Origin of the sequence: Achromobacter dolens (assembly GCF_902859745.1) — a bacterium.
Taxonomy (GTDB): Bacteria; Pseudomonadota; Gammaproteobacteria; order Burkholderiales; family Burkholderiaceae_B; genus Achromobacter; species Achromobacter dolens.
Genome location: NZ_CADIJW010000010.1, coordinates 74,277 through 91,844, shown reverse-complemented (window position 1 = coordinate 91,844; position 17,568 = coordinate 74,277). Strand labels below are relative to the sequence as shown.

The following is a 17,568-nucleotide window of genomic DNA, read 5'->3' as shown; positions in this document are numbered from 1 at the left end:
TGTCTACCTGAAACCATCATGACCGACAGCAATCAACAAGGTTTGTTCGACGCCGCGCCCGACGGGGGCGGCGATGCCGCCATCACCCTGGCGCGCTATGCCGAACAGGCCTATCTGGACTATGCAGTGTCCGTGGTGCGGGGCCGCGCCCTGCCCGACGTCGGCGACGGGCAGAAGCCCGTGCAGCGCCGCATCCTGTTCGCGATGCAGGCCATGGGACTGGGCGCGGGCGCCAAGCCCGTCAAGTCGGCCCGCGTCGTCGGCGACGTGCTGGGCAAGTACCACCCGCACGGCGACCAGGCCGCCTATGACGCCATGGTGCGCATGGCGCAAGACTTCTCCCTGCGCTATCCGCTCATCGATGGCCAGGGCAACTTCGGCTCGCGCGACGGCGACAACGCCGCCGCCATGCGCTACACGGAAGCGCGCCTGACGCCGATCGCCAAGCTGCTGCTGGACGAGCTCGACGAAGGCACGGTCGATTTCGTGCCCAACTACGACGGCAGCCAGCAGGAGCCGCAGATGCTGCCGGCGCGCCTGCCGGTGATGCTGCTGAACGGCGCATCCGGCATTGCGGTCGGCATGGCCACCGAGATCCCGCCGCACAACCTGCGCGAGGTGGCGCAGGCCTGCGTGGCGCTGATCAAGCACCCGCAACTGCCGGACGCCGAGCTGTTCGGCATGATCCCCGGCCCGGACTTCGCCGGCGGCGGCCAGATCATCACGCCGGCCGCCGACATTGCCCAGATCTACGCAGGCGGGCGCGGCTCGCTCAAGGTGCGGGCGCGCTGGCAGTTCGAGGAAATGGCGCGCGGCCAGTGGCAGTTGGTGGTCACCGAGCTGCCGCCGGGCACCTCGTGCCAGAAGGTGCTCGAAGAGATCGAGGAAATCACCAACCCCAAGGTCAAGAGCGGCAAGAAGAGCCTGACGCCCGAGCAGACGCAGGCCAAGGCCGTGATGCTGAACCTGCTGGATGCGGTGCGCGACGAATCCGGCAAGGACGCCGCCGTGCGCCTGGTGTTCGAACCCAAGACCTCGCGCGTCGACCGCGACGAGTTCGTCAACACGCTGCTGGCGCAGACCAGCATGGAAAGCAGCGCCTCGGTCAACCTGGTCTGCATTGGCACCGACGGCCGTCCGCGCCAGAAGGGGCTGCGCGACATCCTGACCGAATGGCTGGCGTTCCGCACCAATACCGTGCTGCGCCGCACCCGCTTCCGCCTGGACAAGGTCATCGACCGCATCCACGTGCTGGAAGGCCGCATGGTGGTCTACCTGAACGTGGACGAGGTCATCCAGACCATTCGCGAATCCGACGAGCCGCGCGCGGCCTTGATGGAGCGCTTCAATCTGTCCGAGCGGCAGGCCGAGGACATCCTGGAAATGCGCCTGCGTCAGTTGGCGCGCCTGGAAGGCTTCAAGATCGAGCAGGAGCTCGAGGACAAGCGCAAGGAGCAGGTTGCGTTGCAGGAACTGCTGGATAATCCCAACACCCTCAAGCGTCTGTTGATCAAGGAAATCGAGGCCGACGCCAAGCAGTATGGCGACGACCGCCGTACCCTGATCGAGACCGCCGAGCGCGCCGTGCTCGAGACCAAGGTGCTGGACGAGCCGGTCACCGTGATCGTGTCGCAGAAGGGCTGGCTGCGCGCGCGCCAGGGCCACGGCCACGATGCCTCGCAGTTCGGTTTCAAGCAGGGCGACGATCTCTATGGCGCCTTTGAATGCCGCACCACTGACACGCTGATCGCCATGGGCGACAACGGCCGTGTCTACTCGGTGCCGGTGGCCGGGCTGCCTTCGGCGCGTGGCGACGGCCAGCCGGTCACCACCATGATCGACCTGGAAAGCGGCACCCGCATCGTCCACACCATCGCGGCGGCGGCCGACAGCCGCTGGTTGCTGGCCACGCGCGGCGGCTATGGCTTTGCCGCCAAGCTGTCGGACATGACCAGCCGCCAGCGCGCCGGCAAGCAGTTCATCACGCTGGAGGCGGGCGACGAACTGTTGCGTCCGGTGCCGCTGTTCGAGGGCGCCACGCAACTGGCGCTGCTGTCGCAGAAGGGCAAGTTCCTGGTGTTCGGGCTGGACGAGGTCAAATCGTTGTCCGGCGGCGGACGCGGCACCATCCTGATGGGGCTGGATGGCGCCGACAAGCTGGATCAGACCGTGCCGATCGGCGCGCTGGGCCTGCGCGCGGCGGGCATCTACCGCAACAAGCACACCGAGGACATCCTGGCGGGCGCGGCGCTGGCGGTGTACGTGGGCAAGCGCGCCCGCAAGGGGCGGGCGCTGGACGTGCGGCCCAAGCAGCCGCTGCTGTCGCCGGTGCTGGGCTGACCGCGGCCGGTCGGCGCCATCGATGAACGGCGGCCCCTGGGGGCCGCCTTTTTTCTGGGGTGCGCTTGACCGTGCTCGCGTCGCCGATATTTAATAGATAGACCAATCAGTCTATTAATAAACACCTTCGCAGCATGCGCAAAATCGATCCCGCCCGGCAGCAGGAGCGGCGCCGCCAGATCCTGGCCGCCGCCGCCGAGTGTTTCGCCGAAAACGGCTTTCATGCCACCTCGACCGCGCAGATCTGCGCGCGCGCGGCGATGAGCCCCGGCAACCTGTTCCACTACTACGCCAGCAAGGCCGAGATCATCGAGGCGCTGATCGCGTCCGACACCGACACGCTGCGCGAACGCCGCGAGGCCGGCGACGCGGGCGATGCGCGCGCCGCGCTGACTGGCTGGGTCGACGCAAACCTGGCGCAGTACCGCGATCCCGGTTTCGTCCGCCTCGGCATGGAAATCCTGGCCGAGGCGGTGCGCAACCCCCGGGTGCACGCGTTGGTCATGGCCAACGAAAGCGAACGCAAGGCGTCGCTCGCGGCGCTGCTGGCGGCGGTATGGCGGGACGTGCCGCCGGACGCCATGCCGCGACCCGTGTCCGAAATGGCCGATCTGCTGTTGCTGCTGCTGGACGGCATCTATAGCCGTTCGGTGGTGGATCCGCGGTTCGACGCGGCGGCCGGCGGGCGGTTGCTCGACGCGGCATTGCAGGGTTGCCTGCCGCCGGCGCCCGGCGCGGCGGGAGGGCGGCCATGAGCGTCCCCCTGAACGCTCCTGCCAGCGCCGCTGCTGGCTCCGCCGCGACCGCGCCGCAGCGCCTTGCCCATGTCGACGCGCTGCGCGGCTTCGCGCTGTTCGGCATTCTTGTCGTCAACATCGGCGTGTTCGCCTCGCCGTTCTACGCCAACGGCATCACCGACCCCGGCTTCTCGGGGGCGTGGGACGTGGCAGTGCGTTGGCTGGTGGCGTGGTTGTTCGAGACCAAGTTCTACCTGCTTTTCTCGTTTCTGTTCGGCTACAGCTTCACCTTGCAGATGAGCGCGGCTGAACGCGGCGGCGCCGCGTTCGGGCCGCGTTTCCTGCGGCGCCTGGCCGGCCTGGCGCTGCTGGGGCTGGCGCATGCGGTACTGTTCTACCAGGGGGACATCCTGCTGACGTACGCGGTGCTGGGGCTGCTGTTGATGGCCTGTCGCCGCATGGAGCCGGGGCGCGCCTTGCGCCGCGCGCTATGGCTGATCGGACTGGCGTCGCTGGCCTGGGCCGTGTTGGGGGCGTTGAGCCTGCTCGATCCCGCCGGCACCGTCGAATTGAGCCGTGCCGCCAATGGGGTTTCCGTGGCGGATGCGCAGGCCGCCATCGAGGCCTATCGCGGCACCATCGGCAGCACGGTCGCCCGCCATTGGCATGAGCTGACCACCAGCATCTGGGGCGTCATCCTGCTGGTGCAGGGACCGTTTGTCTTTGCCATGTTCCTGGTCGGCTACGCGCTGGGTCGCCGCCAGGCGCTGGCCGATCCGTGGCGCCAGCCGCGCGCGTTGTGGCTGCTGTGCGCGCTGGGAGCGTTGCCCGGGCTGGCCGGGTCCGCCGCTTATGCGACCTCCGCCTTGCCGTCGATATCCCCATTGTGGGAAACCCCGGGCCTGGCCATGGGCCTGTTCACGGCGCCGCTACTGAGCATGTCGTATGCGGCGGCGTTGCTGTTGGCGATGCGCACGCGGCCGGGCGCGGCGCTGGCGCGCACGCTGGCGCCGGCCGGCCGCATGGCGCTGAGCAACTACCTGATGCAGTCGGTTGTGTGCGCCTTCCTTTTCACAGGCTGGGGCCTGCGCCTGACGGGCAGCGTGTCGCCGGGGGCGGGCCTGGCGATCGCCGTGGCGATCTTTCTGGCGCAGTTGCCGCTGTCGGCGTGGTGGCTGCGCCGCCACGCCTACGGCCCGGTCGAATGGCTGCTGCGCGCGCTGACCATCGCCGCCTGGCCGGCGTGGCGCCGGCAGTCGGCGCCAGGGGCCGGCTAGGTCGCCTGCGGCTCAGCGGCCACTGTCGGCAATGGCGGCGTCGATGGCGCCAGCCAGGCGTTCGGTCAACTGGTCCAGTTCGTCGTCGGTGATGATGAAGGGCGGGGCCAGCAGCACGTGATCGCCCTGGCGGCCGTCGATGGTGCCGCCCATCGGATAGACCATCAGGCCGCGCGCCATGGCTTCGCGCTTGATGCGCGCATGCAGCGACAGAGCCGGGTCGAAGGTCGCCTTGCTGGCGCGGTCCTGCACCAGCTCCACGCCCATGAACAGTCCGCGGCCGCGGATATCGCCGACGTGCGGATGGTCGCCCAGCGCCTGGTGCAGGCGCTGGCGCAGCCCCTCGCCCTGGGCGCGCACGCGCGCCAGCAGGTTGTCGCGCTTGATCACCTGCTGCACCGCCAGCGAGGCCGCGCACGCGGTGGCATGGCCCAGGTAGGTGTGGCCGTGCTGGAAGAAGCCGCTGCCCTGCTGCATCGCCTGCACGATGCGTTCCTGCGCCATGACCGCGCCGATCGGCTGGTAACCGCCGCCCAGGCCCTTGGCGATGGTGATCAGGTCGGGCGTGATGCCTTCCTGTTCGACGGCATACAGCGTACCGGTGCGGCCCATGCCGCACATCACCTCATCGGCGATCAACAGCACGCCGTGGCGGTCGCAGACCTCGCGGATGCGGCGGAAATAGCCCGGCACCGCGGTCACCGCGCCCGAGGTCGCGCCCACCACCGGCTCGGCGACGAAGGCCATCACGCTGTCGGGGCCGAGACGCTGGAAGGTCTGCTCCAGTTCCTGCGCCAGCCGTTCGGCGTATTGGTCATCGGTTTCGCCAGCCGTTTGGTCGCGGTAGGCATAGCACGGCGACACGTGCGCCACGTCGATCAGCAGCGGCGCGAACTGCGCCCGGCGCCAGGCGTTGCCGCCCACCGCCAGCGCGCCCAGCGTGTTGCCGTGGTAGCTCTGGCGCCGGGCCACGATGTGGCGGCGCTGGGGCTGGCCGATCTCGACGTAGTACTGGCGCGCCATCTTCAGCGCGGCCTCGATCGCCTCCGAGCCGCCGGAGACGAAGTACGCATGCGAGGTGCCGGCCGGCGCGTCGGCGACCAGCGTCGCGGCCAACCGCTCGGCGACCTCGGTGGTGAAGAAGCTGGTGTGGGCATAGGCCAGCGCGTCGATCTGCGCGTGCATCGCGGCCTGCACGTCGGGATGGTTGTGCCCCAGGCACGAGACCGCGGCGCCTCCCGAACCGTCCAGATAGGCGCGGCCGTGCTGGTCATAGAGCCAGGCGCCCTGGCCGCGGACCGCGACCGGGGGCGTGCTGCGCAGGGAACGATGAAGGACTCGGGTATGGGTCATGATGAGGAACTCCGGAGCGGGAAGGGCGGATGACGGATGGCGAAGAGGTGGGAAGCGGCGCGCGGCGGGGTCATTCCGGAGCCGGCGCCGCGCTGCGCCCGCGCGGCGGCTCGCGCCAATAGGCGCCGTCGGCCTGCAGCCGCGCCTCGATCTCGTCCAGGCGTTGCAGCACCGCCTCGCCGCCGCGGGCCGCGAGCCGCGCGATCAGGTGTTCGGCCAGGCCCAGCAGACCCGCGGTGCTGTGGAAGAAGGACGCGGGATCCCGCGCCTCGCCGTCATCCGGCCCGGTGTCGGCGGGACGGGTGAAGCGCAACACATGGCGGGCGGCCCGCGCCACCGGGCTGGTGTCGCTGTCGGTCAGCGCCAGCACGGCGACGCCGCGGGCGGCGATCTCGCGGGTCAGGCGCACCGTCGCGGTCGGATAAGGGGCCTGCGATATCACCACGAGGGCGTCGCCGGCCTGCAGGCTGTCGGCATCCTCGGCCGCGGCGCCGCCCAAACCATCGATCAGGATGCCGTTGCGGCGCAGCAGGTGGTAGGCATAGCGCATCTGGAAGGCGACGCCGAAGGCCGAGCGCGTCCCCAGGAAGCCGACCTGGCGCGCCCGCAGCAAGGTATCGACGGCCGCGTCGAACGCCATCGCGTCGTTGGCTTGCCAGACCGAGGCCAGGGCCGCCGTCTGCCATTGCGTCAGCGCATCCTGCCCCGTGCCGCCGGCCGGGTGGGCGTGCGCGGCCTGCAGACGCGCCGCGCGCTCGCGCAAGCCGTTGTCGGCGGCGCCGGCCAAAGCGCGTTGGAATGGCGCGCGAAAGGCCTCGTAGCTGTCATGCCCGGCAGCGCGCGCCAGGCGCAGCATGGTGGCGGGGGAGACGCCCACTGCCTGCGCCTGCCGGCGCATCGACCACAGTCCCACTTCGGCCGGATTGGCCAGCACCCAATGCGCCGCGCGCTGCAATTCGGCGGGCAGGGTGGCGCTGAGGCGGCGCAGGTGGTCTTGCAGGGGCGCGATCATGGCGGAAAAAGTGAAAGGAATAAAACAAATGCTACCGCTGTCTGGATAAAAATAAAACAGATGTTTTATTTGCGAAATGTAGAACGATTCCCGCAAATCGTAACGACCGCCGTTCCCGGGAACGCCCCCGGCGACTTGACGACGGAATGCGCGGAAATGATTACAAAATGAGGGTCGATCCGGTTTGACACAGGGATAGGTCACCCATATCATTCGTATAGAAATCAATTTAGCTGAACTAATTCAGTCATGAATAAACAGACCGTAACCGACCCCGCGCAGCAATATGACCTGCGCATCCTGCGGGCGCTGCGCCGGATCACACGATCCATCGCGTTGCATTCGCGCCAGTTGTCGGCGGTGAGTCATATCACCGCGCCGCAGCTTATGTGCCTGCGCACGGTCATTGCCAATGGGCCGATGACGGCCACGGCGATCAGCCGCGAGATCCATGTCAGCCCCAGCACGGTCGTCGGCATTCTCGACCGCCTGGAGGACAAGGGCCTGATCCGCCGCGAACGCGGCCGTGAAGACCGCCGCATTGTTTTCGTGACTGCCACCGACGCCGGCCGCGAGGTCGCGCAGCAGGCGCCGTCGCCGCTGCAAAAGCACCTGGCCGACGCGCTCAACGCGTTGCCGGAGCTGGAGCAGGCCACCATCACCCTGTCGCTCGAGCGCATCGTCGCGCTCATGGAAGAAGAGAGCGGGGTGGCGACGGAACCCCAGGGCGACGCGTCGTCGCCCATCCTCGAGGTGCCCACCGGTGGCGCGCCTCCCGAATCAGGATTGGTTGTATGAGAGCAAACGAACTGCACGACACCATTACGAACTCAAGTGCCGTGGCGCCGGCGGCGGGCAGCAAAACGCATCTGTTGCGTGAGCCCCGCCGCAGGGACGGCGCCGCGATCCACCAGCTCATTTCCGAGTGCCCGCCACTCGACCTCAATTCCCTATACGCGTACCTGCTCCTGTGCGAGCACAACCGCGGCACCTGCGTCCTGGCCGAAAGCGCCGGAGGACGCATCGATGGATTTATCTCCGCTTACGTGCTTGCCGACCGGCCCGACGTGTTGTTCGTCTGGCAGGTCGCCGTGCACACCCGCGCACGCGGCCAACGGTTAGGCCGCGCCATGCTTCGGGCGCTCTTGCAACGCGAGGGGCTCGCGCATGTTCGTCATCTTGAAACCACGGTGGCGCCTGACAACCAGGCCTCGCGCCGCACCTTCGCCGGCCTGGCCGGCGAACTGGGCGCCCACGTCTCCGAGCAGCCGTTCTTCGATCGGCAACTGTTCGGCGGCGCGGACCATGACGACGAGATGTTGTTGAGGATAGGCCCGTTCACCTTGCCCGCTCCCTAGGCGGCAACGCGGACCTGTCGAAAACCGGGATGGCTTTGACGCATCCGGATGCGCCTGGCGCATGCGGAAGGGATCTGGCCGTCTGTCAACTTATGAGATGAAAGGGAGGAATAATCACATGGACTTGAAAATCTTCGACCGGATGGAGTCGGAAGTACGGGGCTATATCCGGTCGTTTCCCGTGATCTTCAGCCAGGCCAGGGGATCGACGCTGGTGGATGAGGACGGTGGCGAGTACATCGACTTCTTCAGCGGCGCCGGCACGTTGAACTACGGCCACAATAATCCCATCTTCAAGGAAAAGCTGCTCGAGTACGTGCAGGCGGACGGCGTGGTGCATGGCCTGGACATGGCCACCAGCGCCAAGAAAAGCTTCCTCGAGGCGGTCGACCGCGTGCTGCTCAAGCCGCGCAACTGGCAATACACCCTGCAGTTCACCGGCCCCACCGGCACCAACGCGGTCGAGGCGGCGCTCAAGATCGCGCGCCAGGTGAAGGGGCGTCCCAATGTGATTTCCTTCACGCACGGCTTTCACGGCGTCAGCGGCGGCTCGCTGGCGGTGACCGCCAACATGAAGTTCCGCGACGCCTCCGGCTACCCGCTGGCCAACACCACCTTCATGCCCTATGACGGCTACTTCGGCCCGGACGTGGACACCATGGCCTACCTGGAGCGCATGCTGGAAGATCCCAGCAGCGGCATGGACAAGCCCGCCGCCGTCATCGTCGAGACGGTGCAGGGCGAGGGCGGCGTCAATGTCGCCACGCTGCGCTGGCTCAAGGAACTGGACAAGCTCTGCAAGCGCCACGACATGCTGCTGATCGTGGACGACATCCAGGTCGGCTGCGGCCGCACCGGCACCTTCTTCAGCTTCGAGGCCGCCGGCATCCGCCCCGACATCATCACGCTGTCCAAGTCGCTGTCGGGCTTTGGCCTGCCGATGTCGCTGGTGCTGATGAAGCCCGAGCTGGACGTCTGGAAGCCCGGCGCCCATAGCGGCACTTTCCGCGGCAACAACCTGGCCTTCGTCACCGCCACCCAGGCGCTGGAAACCTACTGGACCAACACCGCGTTCACCGCCGAGATCCAGCGCAAGGAGCGCCTGGTGCGCGACTGGCTGGAAAACCTGGTGCACAGCTATCCCAACGCCGGCCTGTCGGTGCGTGGCCGCGGCCTGATCCAGGGCCTGGTCAGCAATGCCACCCCGGCGCTGTCCAACCGCATCGCCGCCAACGCCTTCAAGCGCGGCGTGGTCATCGAGACCTCGGGCGCGCATGACGAAGTGCTCAAGCTGCTGCCGGCCCTGACCATCGAGGAAGAACTGCTGTCCAAGGGCCTGGAAGTGATCGAGGCCAGCGTGGCCGACGCGCTGGCCGAAGAGGGGCAGTCCGCCCGCATCCTGAAATTTGGAGGAAAACGTCAATGATCGTACGCAATGTCAAAGATGTGATCGGCACCGCCGACGAAGTCCGCACCGATACCTGGGTCAGCCGCCGCGTGCTGCTCAAGAAGGACGGCATGGGCTTTTCCTTCCACGAGACCACCATCTTCCCGGGCGGTCGCACCCACATCCACTACAAGAATCACCTGGAGGCGGTGTGGTGCATCGAGGGCGACGGCTCCATCGAGACGATTGCCGACGGCAAGAAGTATGAACTCGGCCCGGGCGTGGTCTACGCGCTGAACGAGCATGACGAGCACTGGCTGTGCGGCGGCAAGGAGCCGCTGCGCGTCATCTGCGTCTTCAACCCGCCGCTGACCGGCCAGGAAGTGCACGACAAAGAGGGCGTCTACGCCCTGCCTGAAGCCGAAGCCCAAGCGGCCTGATACAAGGAGGTTCGCATGATCTCACCTGCGCAGGATCCGTACGCCTCCCGTACGGATCGCAGTTCCGCCATCATTTCCCGCCAGGATCCGGTGGTCTACGGAGAAGGCAAGTACGCCAACGCCCTGAGCGGCGAACAGGTCGGCAGCTATGAGCGCGATGGCTTCCTGCTGCTGGAGGACGTGTTCTCCGAAGCCGAAGTGCGGGCGCTGTCGGCCGAGGTCGAGCGCATGACGCGCGACCCGTCGATCATCCGCCGCGAAGAGTCGATCACCGAGCCCGGCAGCAACGCCGTGCGCTCGATTTTCATGGTGCACGTGCTCAACCCCGTGCTGGCGCGCCTGGTGCGCGATCCGCGGCTGGTCAATGTGGCGCGCCAGATCCTGGGTTCCGAGGTCTACATCCACCAGTCCCGCGCCAACATGAAGCCCGGCTTCAAGGGCAAGGAGTTCTACTGGCACTCGGATTTCGAGACCTGGCACGTGGAAGACGGCATGCCGTCGATGCGCGCGCTCAGTTGCTCGGTGCTGCTGACCGAGAACAATGATTGCAACGGCCCGCTGATGCTGGTGCCGGGTTCGCACCGGCAGTTCATCTCGTGCGTCGGCGAAACGCCGAACGAGCACTACAAGCAGTCGCTGAAAAAGCAGGAATACGGCGTGCCGGATCCTGTCAGCCTGCAGTTGCTGGTCGAGCAGGGCGGCATCCGCACCATGACGGCCAAGGCCGGCTCGGTGGTGTTCTTCGACTGCAACACCATGCACGGTTCGAACAGCAACATCTCGCCGTGGCCGCGAGCCAACGTGTTCATGGTCTACAACAGCATGGAAAACACGCTGGAGCCGCCCAAGTACGGACTGACCCCGCGTCCCGAGCACATCGCCACCCGCAAGGCGTTCAAGGCGGTCACGCCGCTCGATACGTTGAAGCTGGTCGGCAGCTAGCGCGGCACGTTGTCCGCGGCGGATGCTTGCCGGCGCTGGTCGGGGCGTGGCCTGGCCGGCCGCGCGCGGGGGCGACCCATGCCGTTCCCGCTGCGCGCTTTCCCGTGAGGGAAAGAACGCCCGCGCCGCTTGCATGCGCCGCAGCCCAGGCCGTTCGGCCTGGGCTTTTTTTCGTCGTTCCGCTATGCTCTGCCGTCTTTCCCTGCCGGAAGCCGCACCATGTCCGCCCGCATCCTCAGTCTGCATATCTACCCCGTCAAATCCTGTGCCGGTATCGACCTGTCCGAGTCGCCGGTGGACCGCGCGGGGTTGGCCCACGACCGTCGCTGGATGCTGGTGGGGGCGGACGGCCATTTCATGACGCAGCGCCAGTGGGCGGCCATGGCCTTGATCCGCACTGCGCTCACGGCCGACATGCTGCGGCTTTCGGCGCCCGGCATGCCCGACCTGGACGTGCCGCTGGACGGCTCGGCGCTGCAGCCCGGGGTCGAAAGCGTGGGCGTCTGGAAGGACACGCTCGACGCGCGCCGCGAGAGCGAGGCGGCGGCGCAGTGGTGCTCGGATTTCCTCAAGACGCCTTGTCGCCTGTACAAGGTCGACACCGGCGCGACGCGGCCCGCCAAGCCGGAATGGGTCGACAAGTGGGCCGAAAGCCATCCAGACCTGGCGCAGACGTTCGGGGGAGATCACTTCTTCGGCTTCGCCGATGGCTTCCCGTTGCTGGTGGCGAACCAGGCGTCGCTCGATGACCTGAATGCCCGCCTGCAGGCCAAGGGCGTGGCCCCGGTGCCGATGGATCGGTTCCGTCCCAACATCGTGGTGCAGGGCGACTGGGAGGCCTTCGAGGAAGACCATACCGCCATGATCACCACGGGCGCGGTCAGCATGGCGTTCGTCAAGCCTTGCACGCGCTGCTCGATTCCCGACATCGACCAGCGCACCGCCGTGCAGCACGACGAGCCGGGCCGCACACTGGCGGGTTATCGCAATCTGGAGATCGGGGTGGTGTTCGGCCAGAATGCGATTGTCGATGCGCCGGCCGGCGCCCGCCTGAAGGTGGGCGACGCGGTCGAGATCGAACTGGATTTCTAGCCCGTCGCCGCCCCGGCGCGCGGCCGGGGCGGCGGCATCCGCCCGCTGATCAGGCCGAGGACAGTTTGAGGCCGATCAGGCCCACGACGATCAATGCCACGCTGGCGATGCGCAGCCAGCTGATGGATTCTCCGAACAGGATGATGCCGGCCACGAAGGCGCCGACGGTGCCGATGCCGACCCATACCGCGTAGGCGGTGCCCAGCGGCAGCGTCTTCATCGCCAGCGCCAGCAGCCAGAAGCTGATGAGCATGCCGCCGACAGTGACGGCCGACGGCACCAGGCGGGTGAATCCGTGCGTGTATTTGAGGCCGACGGCCCAGACGATTTCGAACAGGCCGGCCAGGATGAGGATGATCCAGGTCATGACGACTCCTACTTGAGAGGGGTCGTCCCCGGATTGGTGCGCCCGCGGCAATGGCCAATGCCGTCGTTGCCGATGGCAAATGCCGCCATGTGGCGGCCAGCGCAGCAACGGGCCGTCCCGTCGCGGCAAAAATTATAGAATACCGGCTTCCGACGGCAAAACCGGGTGCCGTTCGGCTGCATGCCCGCAGGTGCGCGCCATCCGCGGGTGTTTCGCATTCATCGCATCACTTCGCGTTCCGGCACGCGAAACCAGGATATTCCCATCATGCAACGCATCATGCTGCGGGCGAAGCTGCACCGCGTCACGGTCACCGAAGCCGACCTGCACTACGAAGGGTCTTGCGGCATCGACGAAGACCTGCTGGACGCCGCCGGCATGCGCGAGTTCGAACGCATCGAGCTCTACAACATCAACAACGGCGAACGCTTCGACACCTACATCATCAAGGCGGCCCGCGGCAGCGGCATCATTTCGCTCAATGGCGCAGCCGCGCGCCGGGCGCAGGTCGGCGACCTGATGATCATCTGCACCTACGGTCCCATGTCCGAAGAAGAATCCGCCACCCACAAGCCGCAGGTCGTGCTGGTGGACGACGCCAACCGCGTCAAGGAAATCCGCAAGTTCCCGGCCTGAGGCCGGGCCGGGCGGCGCGCCGCGGGCGGGTCCCGCGAGCGCCGTCAACCCTGATCCCCCCTGATACGTTTCATCATGAGCTTCCAGGTCATCATCCAACCCAGCAAGCATCAATTCCCGGTCGAGCCCGGCCAGACCGTGCTCGACGGCGCCCTGGCCGCGGGCATCGTGCTGCCCTACAGTTGCCGCAACGGCGCCTGCTCCACCTGCAAGGGCAAAGTGGTGTCCGGGGAGTTCGACGCCGGCCAGTACCCCGCGCAGATCCTGTCGCCCGAGGAACTGGCCGATGGCTACACCCTGTTCTGTCAGGCCCGGCCCGCCTCCGATCTGGTGGTCGAGTCCACCGAAGTGCGCCTGGCCAGCGACATCCAGATCCGCAAGTTGCCTTCGCGTGTGCAGACGATGGAACGCGCGGCGCCGGACGTGATCGTGCTCAAGCTGCAATTGCCCGCCTCGGAGCAGTTCCGCTACTACGCCGGCCAGTACATCGAAGTCATCCTCAAGGATGGCCGTCGCCGCAGCTATTCCATGGCCGGCGCGCCGCACACCGGCAGCCCGCTGGAATTGCACATCCGTCACCTGCCGGGCGGCGTGTTCACCGACCACGTGTTCGGCGCCGGCGACACGCAGATGAAAGAGCGCGAGATCCTGCGCCTGGAAGGCCCGTTCGGTTCGTTCTTCCTGCGCGAAGACAGCGACAAGCCGATCATCCTGCTGGCCAGCGGCACCGGCTTCGCGCCGGTCAAGGCCATCGTCGAGCACATGATCCACAAGAACATCCGCCGGCCGGTCTCGCTGTACTGGGGCGGCCGCCGCCCGCGCGACCTGTACATGGACGAACTGGCGAAGTCGTGGGCCCGCGACCTGCCGGATTTCCGTTACGTGCCCGTGGTGTCGAACGCGCTCGAGGAAGACGGCTGGAGCGGCCGTGACGGCTTCGTCCACGAGGCCGTGCTGCAGGACATCCCCGACATGTCGGGCCATCAGGTCTACGCCTGCGGCGCGCCGCCGATGGTGGACGCCGCCCGGCGCGAATTCAGCGCCCAGTGCGGCCTGCCTCCGGAAGAGTTCTACGCCGATGCCTTCACGTCCGAGGCCGATCTGGCAAAGGCCGCGCCCTGAATCAGCAGGACGGCGCATGACGCAAAAGGGAAGCAATCCGGCGGTGGCGGGTTCCTTCCCTTTTTTTGATGGAATCGGCCGTAGGCGGGGGCGGGGCGCCGGGGTAAACTGCGGTGTCATCTTGGCAGCGGCTTGCCGCGGGAGGCGGACATCGTGTCCGCGGGCTCAGCGGGTACGCAGGGAGCAATGCGGGCATGAAAGTAGCGGTATTGGGTAGCGGCATCATCGGAATCTCCAGCGCCTGGTGGCTGAGCCAGGCCGGCCACGACGTCGTGGTCATCGACCGCTGCACCGGACCCGCCCAGGAGACCAGCCTCGCCAACGGCGCACAGATTTCGGTTTCCTATGCGGAGCCCTGGGCCAATCCACAGGCGCCCCTGAAGCTGCTCAAGTGGATGTTCCAGGACAATGCGCCGCTGCTGTTCCGCCCGCAACTGGACTGGCGCCAGTGGATGTGGGGCCTGGCCTTCCTGCGCGAGTGCCTGCCGGGCCGCCTGGCGCCGAACATCCGCGCCATGGTCCGCATGGCCGAATACAGCCGCGCCACGCTGCGCGGCATGCGCGCCGAGCTGGGCATCGAATACGACCACCTCGAGCGCGGCATCCTGAATTTCTACCGCGACCAGCACGAATTCGAGAACTCGCAGCGCGCTGCCGGCCTGATGCGCGATTTCGGCGTCGAGCGCCGCGTCGTCTCGACGGACGAGGTCATCGCCATCGAACCGGCCCTGGCGCCGCATCGCAACACCATCGTCGGGGGCGACTACACCCCCGAGGACGAAAGCGGCGACGTGCATCTGTTCACCGTCGCGCTGGCCGAACGCTGCGCGCGCGCCGGCGTCGAATTCCGCTACAGCACCCGCGTCACCCGGCTCATCACCGAAGCCGGGGCGGTCAGCGGCGTCGAACTGATCGAGCCCGACGGCCGCTACGGCGCCCTGGCGGCCGACGCCTACGTGGTGGCCATGGGCAGTTTCAGCCCGTCGCTGCTGCGCCCGCTCGGCATCCCGTGCAACGTCTACCCGGCCAAGGGCTATTCGGCGACCTTCCCGGTCCTGAATCCCGGTGGCGCGCCCACGGTCAGCCTGACCGACAGCAGCCACAAGGTGGTGTTCTCGCGCCTGGGCGACCGCCTGCGCATGGCCGGCACGGCCGAGCTGTCCGGCTATTCGCGCGGCCTGAATACCGGTCGCTGCGAAGCCATGACGCGGCTGGCCCGCGAACTCTTTCCCGACGCGCTCGATTTCGAGCGCGTCAGCTATTGGTCGGGCCTGCGCCCGTCCACTCCCTCGAACGTGCCCATCATCGGCCGCAGCCGCATTCCCAATTTGTATATCAATACCGGACACGGTACTCTCGGCTGGACGATGGGCGTCGGCTCGGGCCGGGCACTGGCCGACCTGCTGAGCGGACGTCGTCCAGAACCGGAATTCCCTTTTCTTGGTCTATGAACCTATGAAGAAATTGCAATTGGCGGGCATTGCCCGCGCGATGTTCGCCAGCCGGCGCACATGGGTCTTTGGCGCCGCCATGGCGGTCGCGGGCGCGGTCCATGCCGCTCCCGTCGAAATCCAGGTCTGGCACACGCTGCCGGACGCCAACAAGGCCGAGTTCGAGAAGCTCGCCAAGCAGTACAACAAGGAGCAGGACCAGGTCAAAGTGACCCTGCGCGCCTTCGCCTCGCAGGCGCAACTGCAGCAGGAAGCCACCGCAGCGGTCAAGGCCAAGAAGGCCCCCAACCTGGTGCAGTTGAACGACAACCACTCGCCGGAAGTCGTGGCTGAACACAAGGCCATCCTGCCGATGTACGAATTGCTGGCCAAGTATCCGGTCAAGGACTTGAACTGGTTCGTGCCGGCCACCAGCAGCTTCGTGCGCGACGGCAAGGGCCGCCTGCTGGCGTTCCCCTGGATGGCCGAAGTGCCGGTGATGTTCTACAACACCGCCGCCTACAAGAAGGCCGGCCTCGATCCCAACAAGCCCGCCCGCACCTGGACCGGCCTGCAGGGCGAGCTGTTGAAGCTGCGCGATGTGGCCGACCTCGACTGTCCCTACGCCTCCAGCGACCAGGTCTCGATTCACCTGGAAAACCTGGCGCCGGTAAACAACCAGCAGTACACCAGCAACAACAACGGCCTGGACGCGGTCACCAAGAAGAGCGCGGCGCCGGCGATGCAGTTCGACACGCTCTACATGCGCCACATCTCGCTGATGGTCAGTTGGAAGCGTTCGCTGCTGTTCATGGCGCACACCGCCGACAACAGCGCCGACAAGCTGTTCGCCAAGGGCGAATGCGCGGTGCTGACGGGCAACTCGGGCTCGTTTGGCCAGTTCCTGAACACCAAGTCGCTGGCCTTCGGCGTGGCGCCGCTGCCTTATTACGACCAGGCCACCCAGACCGGCGGCCAGCCGTTCGTGAGCGGCTCGGCCCTGTGGGCCCTGGATGGTCGTCCCAAGGACGAGGAAAAGGCCACGGCGCAGTTCCTGGCCTGGCTGTCCAAGCCCGTGATCGCGGCGGAATGGCATCAGCGCACCGGCTACCTGCCGCTGACCGAAGCCGCGTTCCGCGCCTCGGACGTGTCGTTCTACAAGAGCATCCCCGGCGCGCAAGCCGTGGTGGCCTCGATGAGCACCCGCCCGGTCGCCAACAGCCGCGGTTTCCGCATGGCCAACTACGACCGCATCGAGCCCGTGTTCAACCAGCAGCTCAACGACGCGCTGGAAGGCAAGACGCCGCCGGTGTCGGCGCTGAACAACGCCGCCAACCAGGCCCGCGCCATCGCCACGCAGCGTTGATCGCAGGCCCGTCGGGCAGGCGCCCCGGCGCCGCCCGGCCATCCGAAAGCCCGGTTTCCGAACCGGGCTTTTTTCATGCCCGTGACCCTCGGCGCAGAGGGGGCGGGTTTGCGCGGCGCCGGCGGGGGAGGGATGGATTGCTCCCTGCGTACATGCCGGTCTGTGAGGATGGCCGGCACGCCTGCACCATGATGGCGGTGCGGTCCGCTTCCGGGCCGCCGTCTTTACGAGGGTGGCGTGGATGGTACGAAGATTCTTCCTGGCGGCGGGGCTGGCGGGCCTGGCTGGATGCGCGGCCTGGCCGTCCGCTCGGCCGGCGACCGAGGCGGCCTGGCGGTCGGCCGCGGCCGCGTCGCGGGAGTACGATTTCGGTTGGCGGCTCTCCGGCGATCCGGCCGTGGCGCCGTCGCAGGTGTTCGACGACGGCCGCGAAATCTGGCTGCAATTCGCGCCGGACCAGCCTGTGCCGGCCATTTTCGGCGTCGATCCCGGCGGCATGCGAGTGCTGCCTTACGCGCGTCGTGACCCCTATCTGGTGTTGGCCGGCTGCTGGGACGCCCTGGTGTTCCGCGGCGGGCGGCTGGCGGCGCGGGCGCGCCGCGCGTCGCGTCCGCTCCAGGAAGGCCGCGACGCCTGCGGGTCGTCCCCGACGGCGCAAGGCGCCGACAACCCTCTATAATCAAAGATTCGCCTAAATTCTGCTTCATCC

General features: G+C 67.3%; 17 protein-coding genes. 14 read left to right on the top strand and 3 right to left on the bottom strand.

Going from position 1 to position 17,568, the window contains the following annotated elements; translation table 11 throughout:
* Window positions 1-18: 18 nt before the first annotated feature.
* The 3 genes from parC (at window position 19) to HV783_RS10550 (ending at window position 4,354) form a co-directional block, all read left to right on the top strand.
* Window positions 19-2,340, top strand: coding sequence for a DNA topoisomerase IV subunit A (gene parC, locus HV783_RS10560; protein WP_116793137.1), 2,322 nt, complete (start codon window positions 19-21; stop codon window positions 2,338-2,340).
* 134 nt (window positions 2,341-2,474) lie between these two features.
* Window positions 2,475-3,095 carry a TetR/AcrR family transcriptional regulator gene (locus tag HV783_RS10555; RefSeq protein WP_064526308.1) on the top strand — a complete coding sequence of 207 codons (621 nt, stop codon included), beginning with the start codon at window positions 2,475-2,477 and terminating at the stop codon, window positions 3,093-3,095.
* Window positions 3,092-4,354, top strand: coding sequence for a DUF418 domain-containing protein (locus tag HV783_RS10550; protein WP_175189093.1), 1,263 nt, complete (start codon window positions 3,092-3,094; stop codon window positions 4,352-4,354). Before HV783_RS10555 ends, HV783_RS10550 begins: the two co-directional genes overlap by 4 nt.
* A gap of 12 nt (window positions 4,355-4,366) precedes the next feature.
* Here HV783_RS10550 and HV783_RS10545 read toward each other — a convergent pair whose 3' ends face one another.
* Both HV783_RS10545 and HV783_RS10540 read right to left on the bottom strand, forming a co-directional pair.
* Window positions 4,367-5,707: an aspartate aminotransferase family protein gene (locus tag HV783_RS10545; RefSeq protein ID WP_175189092.1), complete on the bottom strand. Its 1,341-nt coding sequence runs from the start codon at window positions 5,705-5,707 to the stop codon at window positions 4,367-4,369.
* A 70-nt stretch (window positions 5,708-5,777) separates the two neighbouring features.
* The gene (locus HV783_RS10540) at window positions 5,778-6,719 is read right to left on the bottom strand and encodes a MurR/RpiR family transcriptional regulator (RefSeq protein WP_054503937.1); all 942 of its coding nucleotides are present in this window, start codon (window positions 6,717-6,719) and stop codon (window positions 5,778-5,780) included.
* 249 nt (window positions 6,720-6,968) lie between these two features.
* Between HV783_RS10540 and HV783_RS10535 the strand changes: the two genes are divergently transcribed.
* From HV783_RS10535 to HV783_RS10510, 6 genes are all read left to right on the top strand, one after another.
* Window positions 6,969-7,517, top strand: coding sequence for a MarR family winged helix-turn-helix transcriptional regulator (locus HV783_RS10535; protein WP_049075229.1), 549 nt, complete (start codon window positions 6,969-6,971; stop codon window positions 7,515-7,517).
* Entirely contained in the window at window positions 7,514-8,077 is a 564-nt protein-coding gene (gene ectA / locus HV783_RS10530; RefSeq protein WP_175189091.1) for a diaminobutyrate acetyltransferase, read from the top strand. The genes HV783_RS10535 and ectA overlap by 4 nt, the downstream gene beginning before the upstream one ends.
* A 118-nt stretch (window positions 8,078-8,195) precedes the next feature.
* Window positions 8,196-9,503, top strand: coding sequence for a diaminobutyrate--2-oxoglutarate transaminase (gene ectB / locus HV783_RS10525; RefSeq protein ID WP_054503936.1), 1,308 nt, complete (start codon window positions 8,196-8,198; stop codon window positions 9,501-9,503).
* Window positions 9,500-9,904, top strand: coding sequence for an ectoine synthase (locus tag HV783_RS10520; RefSeq protein ID WP_006387829.1), 405 nt, complete (start codon window positions 9,500-9,502; stop codon window positions 9,902-9,904). Before ectB ends, HV783_RS10520 begins: the two co-directional genes overlap by 4 nt.
* Before the next feature lie 15 nt (window positions 9,905-9,919).
* Window positions 9,920-10,846, top strand: a complete 927-nt coding sequence (thpD, locus tag HV783_RS10515) for an ectoine hydroxylase (RefSeq protein WP_064526313.1) — start codon at window positions 9,920-9,922, stop codon at window positions 10,844-10,846.
* A 219-nt stretch (window positions 10,847-11,065) separates the two neighbouring features.
* Window positions 11,066-11,938, top strand: a complete 873-nt coding sequence (locus tag HV783_RS10510; RefSeq protein ID WP_175189090.1) for an MOSC domain-containing protein — start codon at window positions 11,066-11,068, stop codon at window positions 11,936-11,938.
* A gap of 49 nt (window positions 11,939-11,987) precedes the next feature.
* Here the strand turns inward: HV783_RS10510 and sugE are convergent, their stop codons facing one another.
* Window positions 11,988-12,305, bottom strand: coding sequence for a quaternary ammonium compound efflux SMR transporter SugE (gene sugE, locus HV783_RS10505; RefSeq protein WP_054503933.1), 318 nt, complete (start codon window positions 12,303-12,305; stop codon window positions 11,988-11,990).
* 267 nt (window positions 12,306-12,572) lie between these two features.
* Here sugE and panD point away from each other — a divergent pair, with 267 nt between their 5' ends.
* From panD to HV783_RS10480, 5 genes are all read left to right on the top strand, one after another.
* Window positions 12,573-12,941 carry an aspartate 1-decarboxylase gene (panD, locus tag HV783_RS10500; RefSeq protein ID WP_054503932.1) on the top strand — a complete coding sequence of 123 codons (369 nt, stop codon included), beginning with the start codon at window positions 12,573-12,575 and terminating at the stop codon, window positions 12,939-12,941.
* Window positions 12,942-13,016: 75 nt separating this feature from the next.
* Window positions 13,017-14,063 carry a CDP-6-deoxy-delta-3,4-glucoseen reductase gene (locus tag HV783_RS10495; protein WP_054503931.1) on the top strand — a complete coding sequence of 349 codons (1,047 nt, stop codon included), beginning with the start codon at window positions 13,017-13,019 and terminating at the stop codon, window positions 14,061-14,063.
* A gap of 194 nt (window positions 14,064-14,257) precedes the next feature.
* Window positions 14,258-15,514, top strand: coding sequence for a D-amino acid dehydrogenase (locus tag HV783_RS10490; protein ID WP_054503930.1), 1,257 nt, complete (start codon window positions 14,258-14,260; stop codon window positions 15,512-15,514).
* 4 nt (window positions 15,515-15,518) lie between these two features.
* Window positions 15,519-16,859 (top strand): extracellular solute-binding protein, encoded by a 1,341-nt coding sequence (locus tag HV783_RS10485; RefSeq protein ID WP_054503929.1) that lies wholly within the window; start codon window positions 15,519-15,521, stop codon window positions 16,857-16,859.
* Between the two features lie 241 nt (window positions 16,860-17,100).
* Window positions 17,101-17,538 carry a TrbG/VirB9 family P-type conjugative transfer protein gene (locus HV783_RS10480; protein ID WP_175189089.1) on the top strand — a complete coding sequence of 146 codons (438 nt, stop codon included), beginning with the start codon at window positions 17,101-17,103 and terminating at the stop codon, window positions 17,536-17,538.
* Window positions 17,539-17,568: the final 30 nt, after the last annotated feature.

Excerpts from the sequence above, each read along its gene's own strand:
- HV783_RS10545 (WP_175189092.1), bottom strand. The coding sequence starts at position 5,707 with ATGACCCATACCCGAGTCCTTCATCGTTCCCTGCGCAGCACGCCCCCG.
- HV783_RS10480 (WP_175189089.1), top strand. The coding sequence starts at position 17,101 with ATGGTACGAAGATTCTTCCTGGCGGCGGGGCTGGCGGGCCTGGCTGGA.
- HV783_RS10550 (WP_175189093.1), top strand. The coding sequence starts at position 3,092 with ATGAGCGTCCCCCTGAACGCTCCTGCCAGCGCCGCTGCTGGCTCCGCC.
- thpD (WP_064526313.1), top strand. The coding sequence starts at position 9,920 with ATGATCTCACCTGCGCAGGATCCGTACGCCTCCCGTACGGATCGCAGT.
- ectA (WP_175189091.1), top strand. The coding sequence starts at position 7,514 with ATGAGAGCAAACGAACTGCACGACACCATTACGAACTCAAGTGCCGTG.
- sugE (WP_054503933.1), bottom strand. The coding sequence starts at position 12,305 with ATGACCTGGATCATCCTCATCCTGGCCGGCCTGTTCGAAATCGTCTGG.
- HV783_RS10540 (WP_054503937.1), bottom strand. The coding sequence starts at position 6,719 with ATGATCGCGCCCCTGCAAGACCACCTGCGCCGCCTCAGCGCCACCCTG.
- HV783_RS10495 (WP_054503931.1), top strand. The coding sequence starts at position 13,017 with ATGAGCTTCCAGGTCATCATCCAACCCAGCAAGCATCAATTCCCGGTC.
- panD (WP_054503932.1), top strand. The coding sequence starts at position 12,573 with ATGCAACGCATCATGCTGCGGGCGAAGCTGCACCGCGTCACGGTCACC.
- parC (WP_116793137.1), top strand. The coding sequence starts at position 19 with ATGACCGACAGCAATCAACAAGGTTTGTTCGACGCCGCGCCCGACGGG.
- HV783_RS10520 (WP_006387829.1), top strand. The coding sequence starts at position 9,500 with ATGATCGTACGCAATGTCAAAGATGTGATCGGCACCGCCGACGAAGTC.
- HV783_RS10490 (WP_054503930.1), top strand. The coding sequence starts at position 14,258 with ATGAAAGTAGCGGTATTGGGTAGCGGCATCATCGGAATCTCCAGCGCC.
- HV783_RS10535 (WP_049075229.1), top strand. The coding sequence starts at position 6,969 with ATGAATAAACAGACCGTAACCGACCCCGCGCAGCAATATGACCTGCGC.
- HV783_RS10510 (WP_175189090.1), top strand. The coding sequence starts at position 11,066 with ATGTCCGCCCGCATCCTCAGTCTGCATATCTACCCCGTCAAATCCTGT.
- HV783_RS10485 (WP_054503929.1), top strand. The coding sequence starts at position 15,519 with ATGAAGAAATTGCAATTGGCGGGCATTGCCCGCGCGATGTTCGCCAGC.
- ectB (WP_054503936.1), top strand. The coding sequence starts at position 8,196 with ATGGACTTGAAAATCTTCGACCGGATGGAGTCGGAAGTACGGGGCTAT.
- HV783_RS10555 (WP_064526308.1), top strand. The coding sequence starts at position 2,475 with ATGCGCAAAATCGATCCCGCCCGGCAGCAGGAGCGGCGCCGCCAGATC.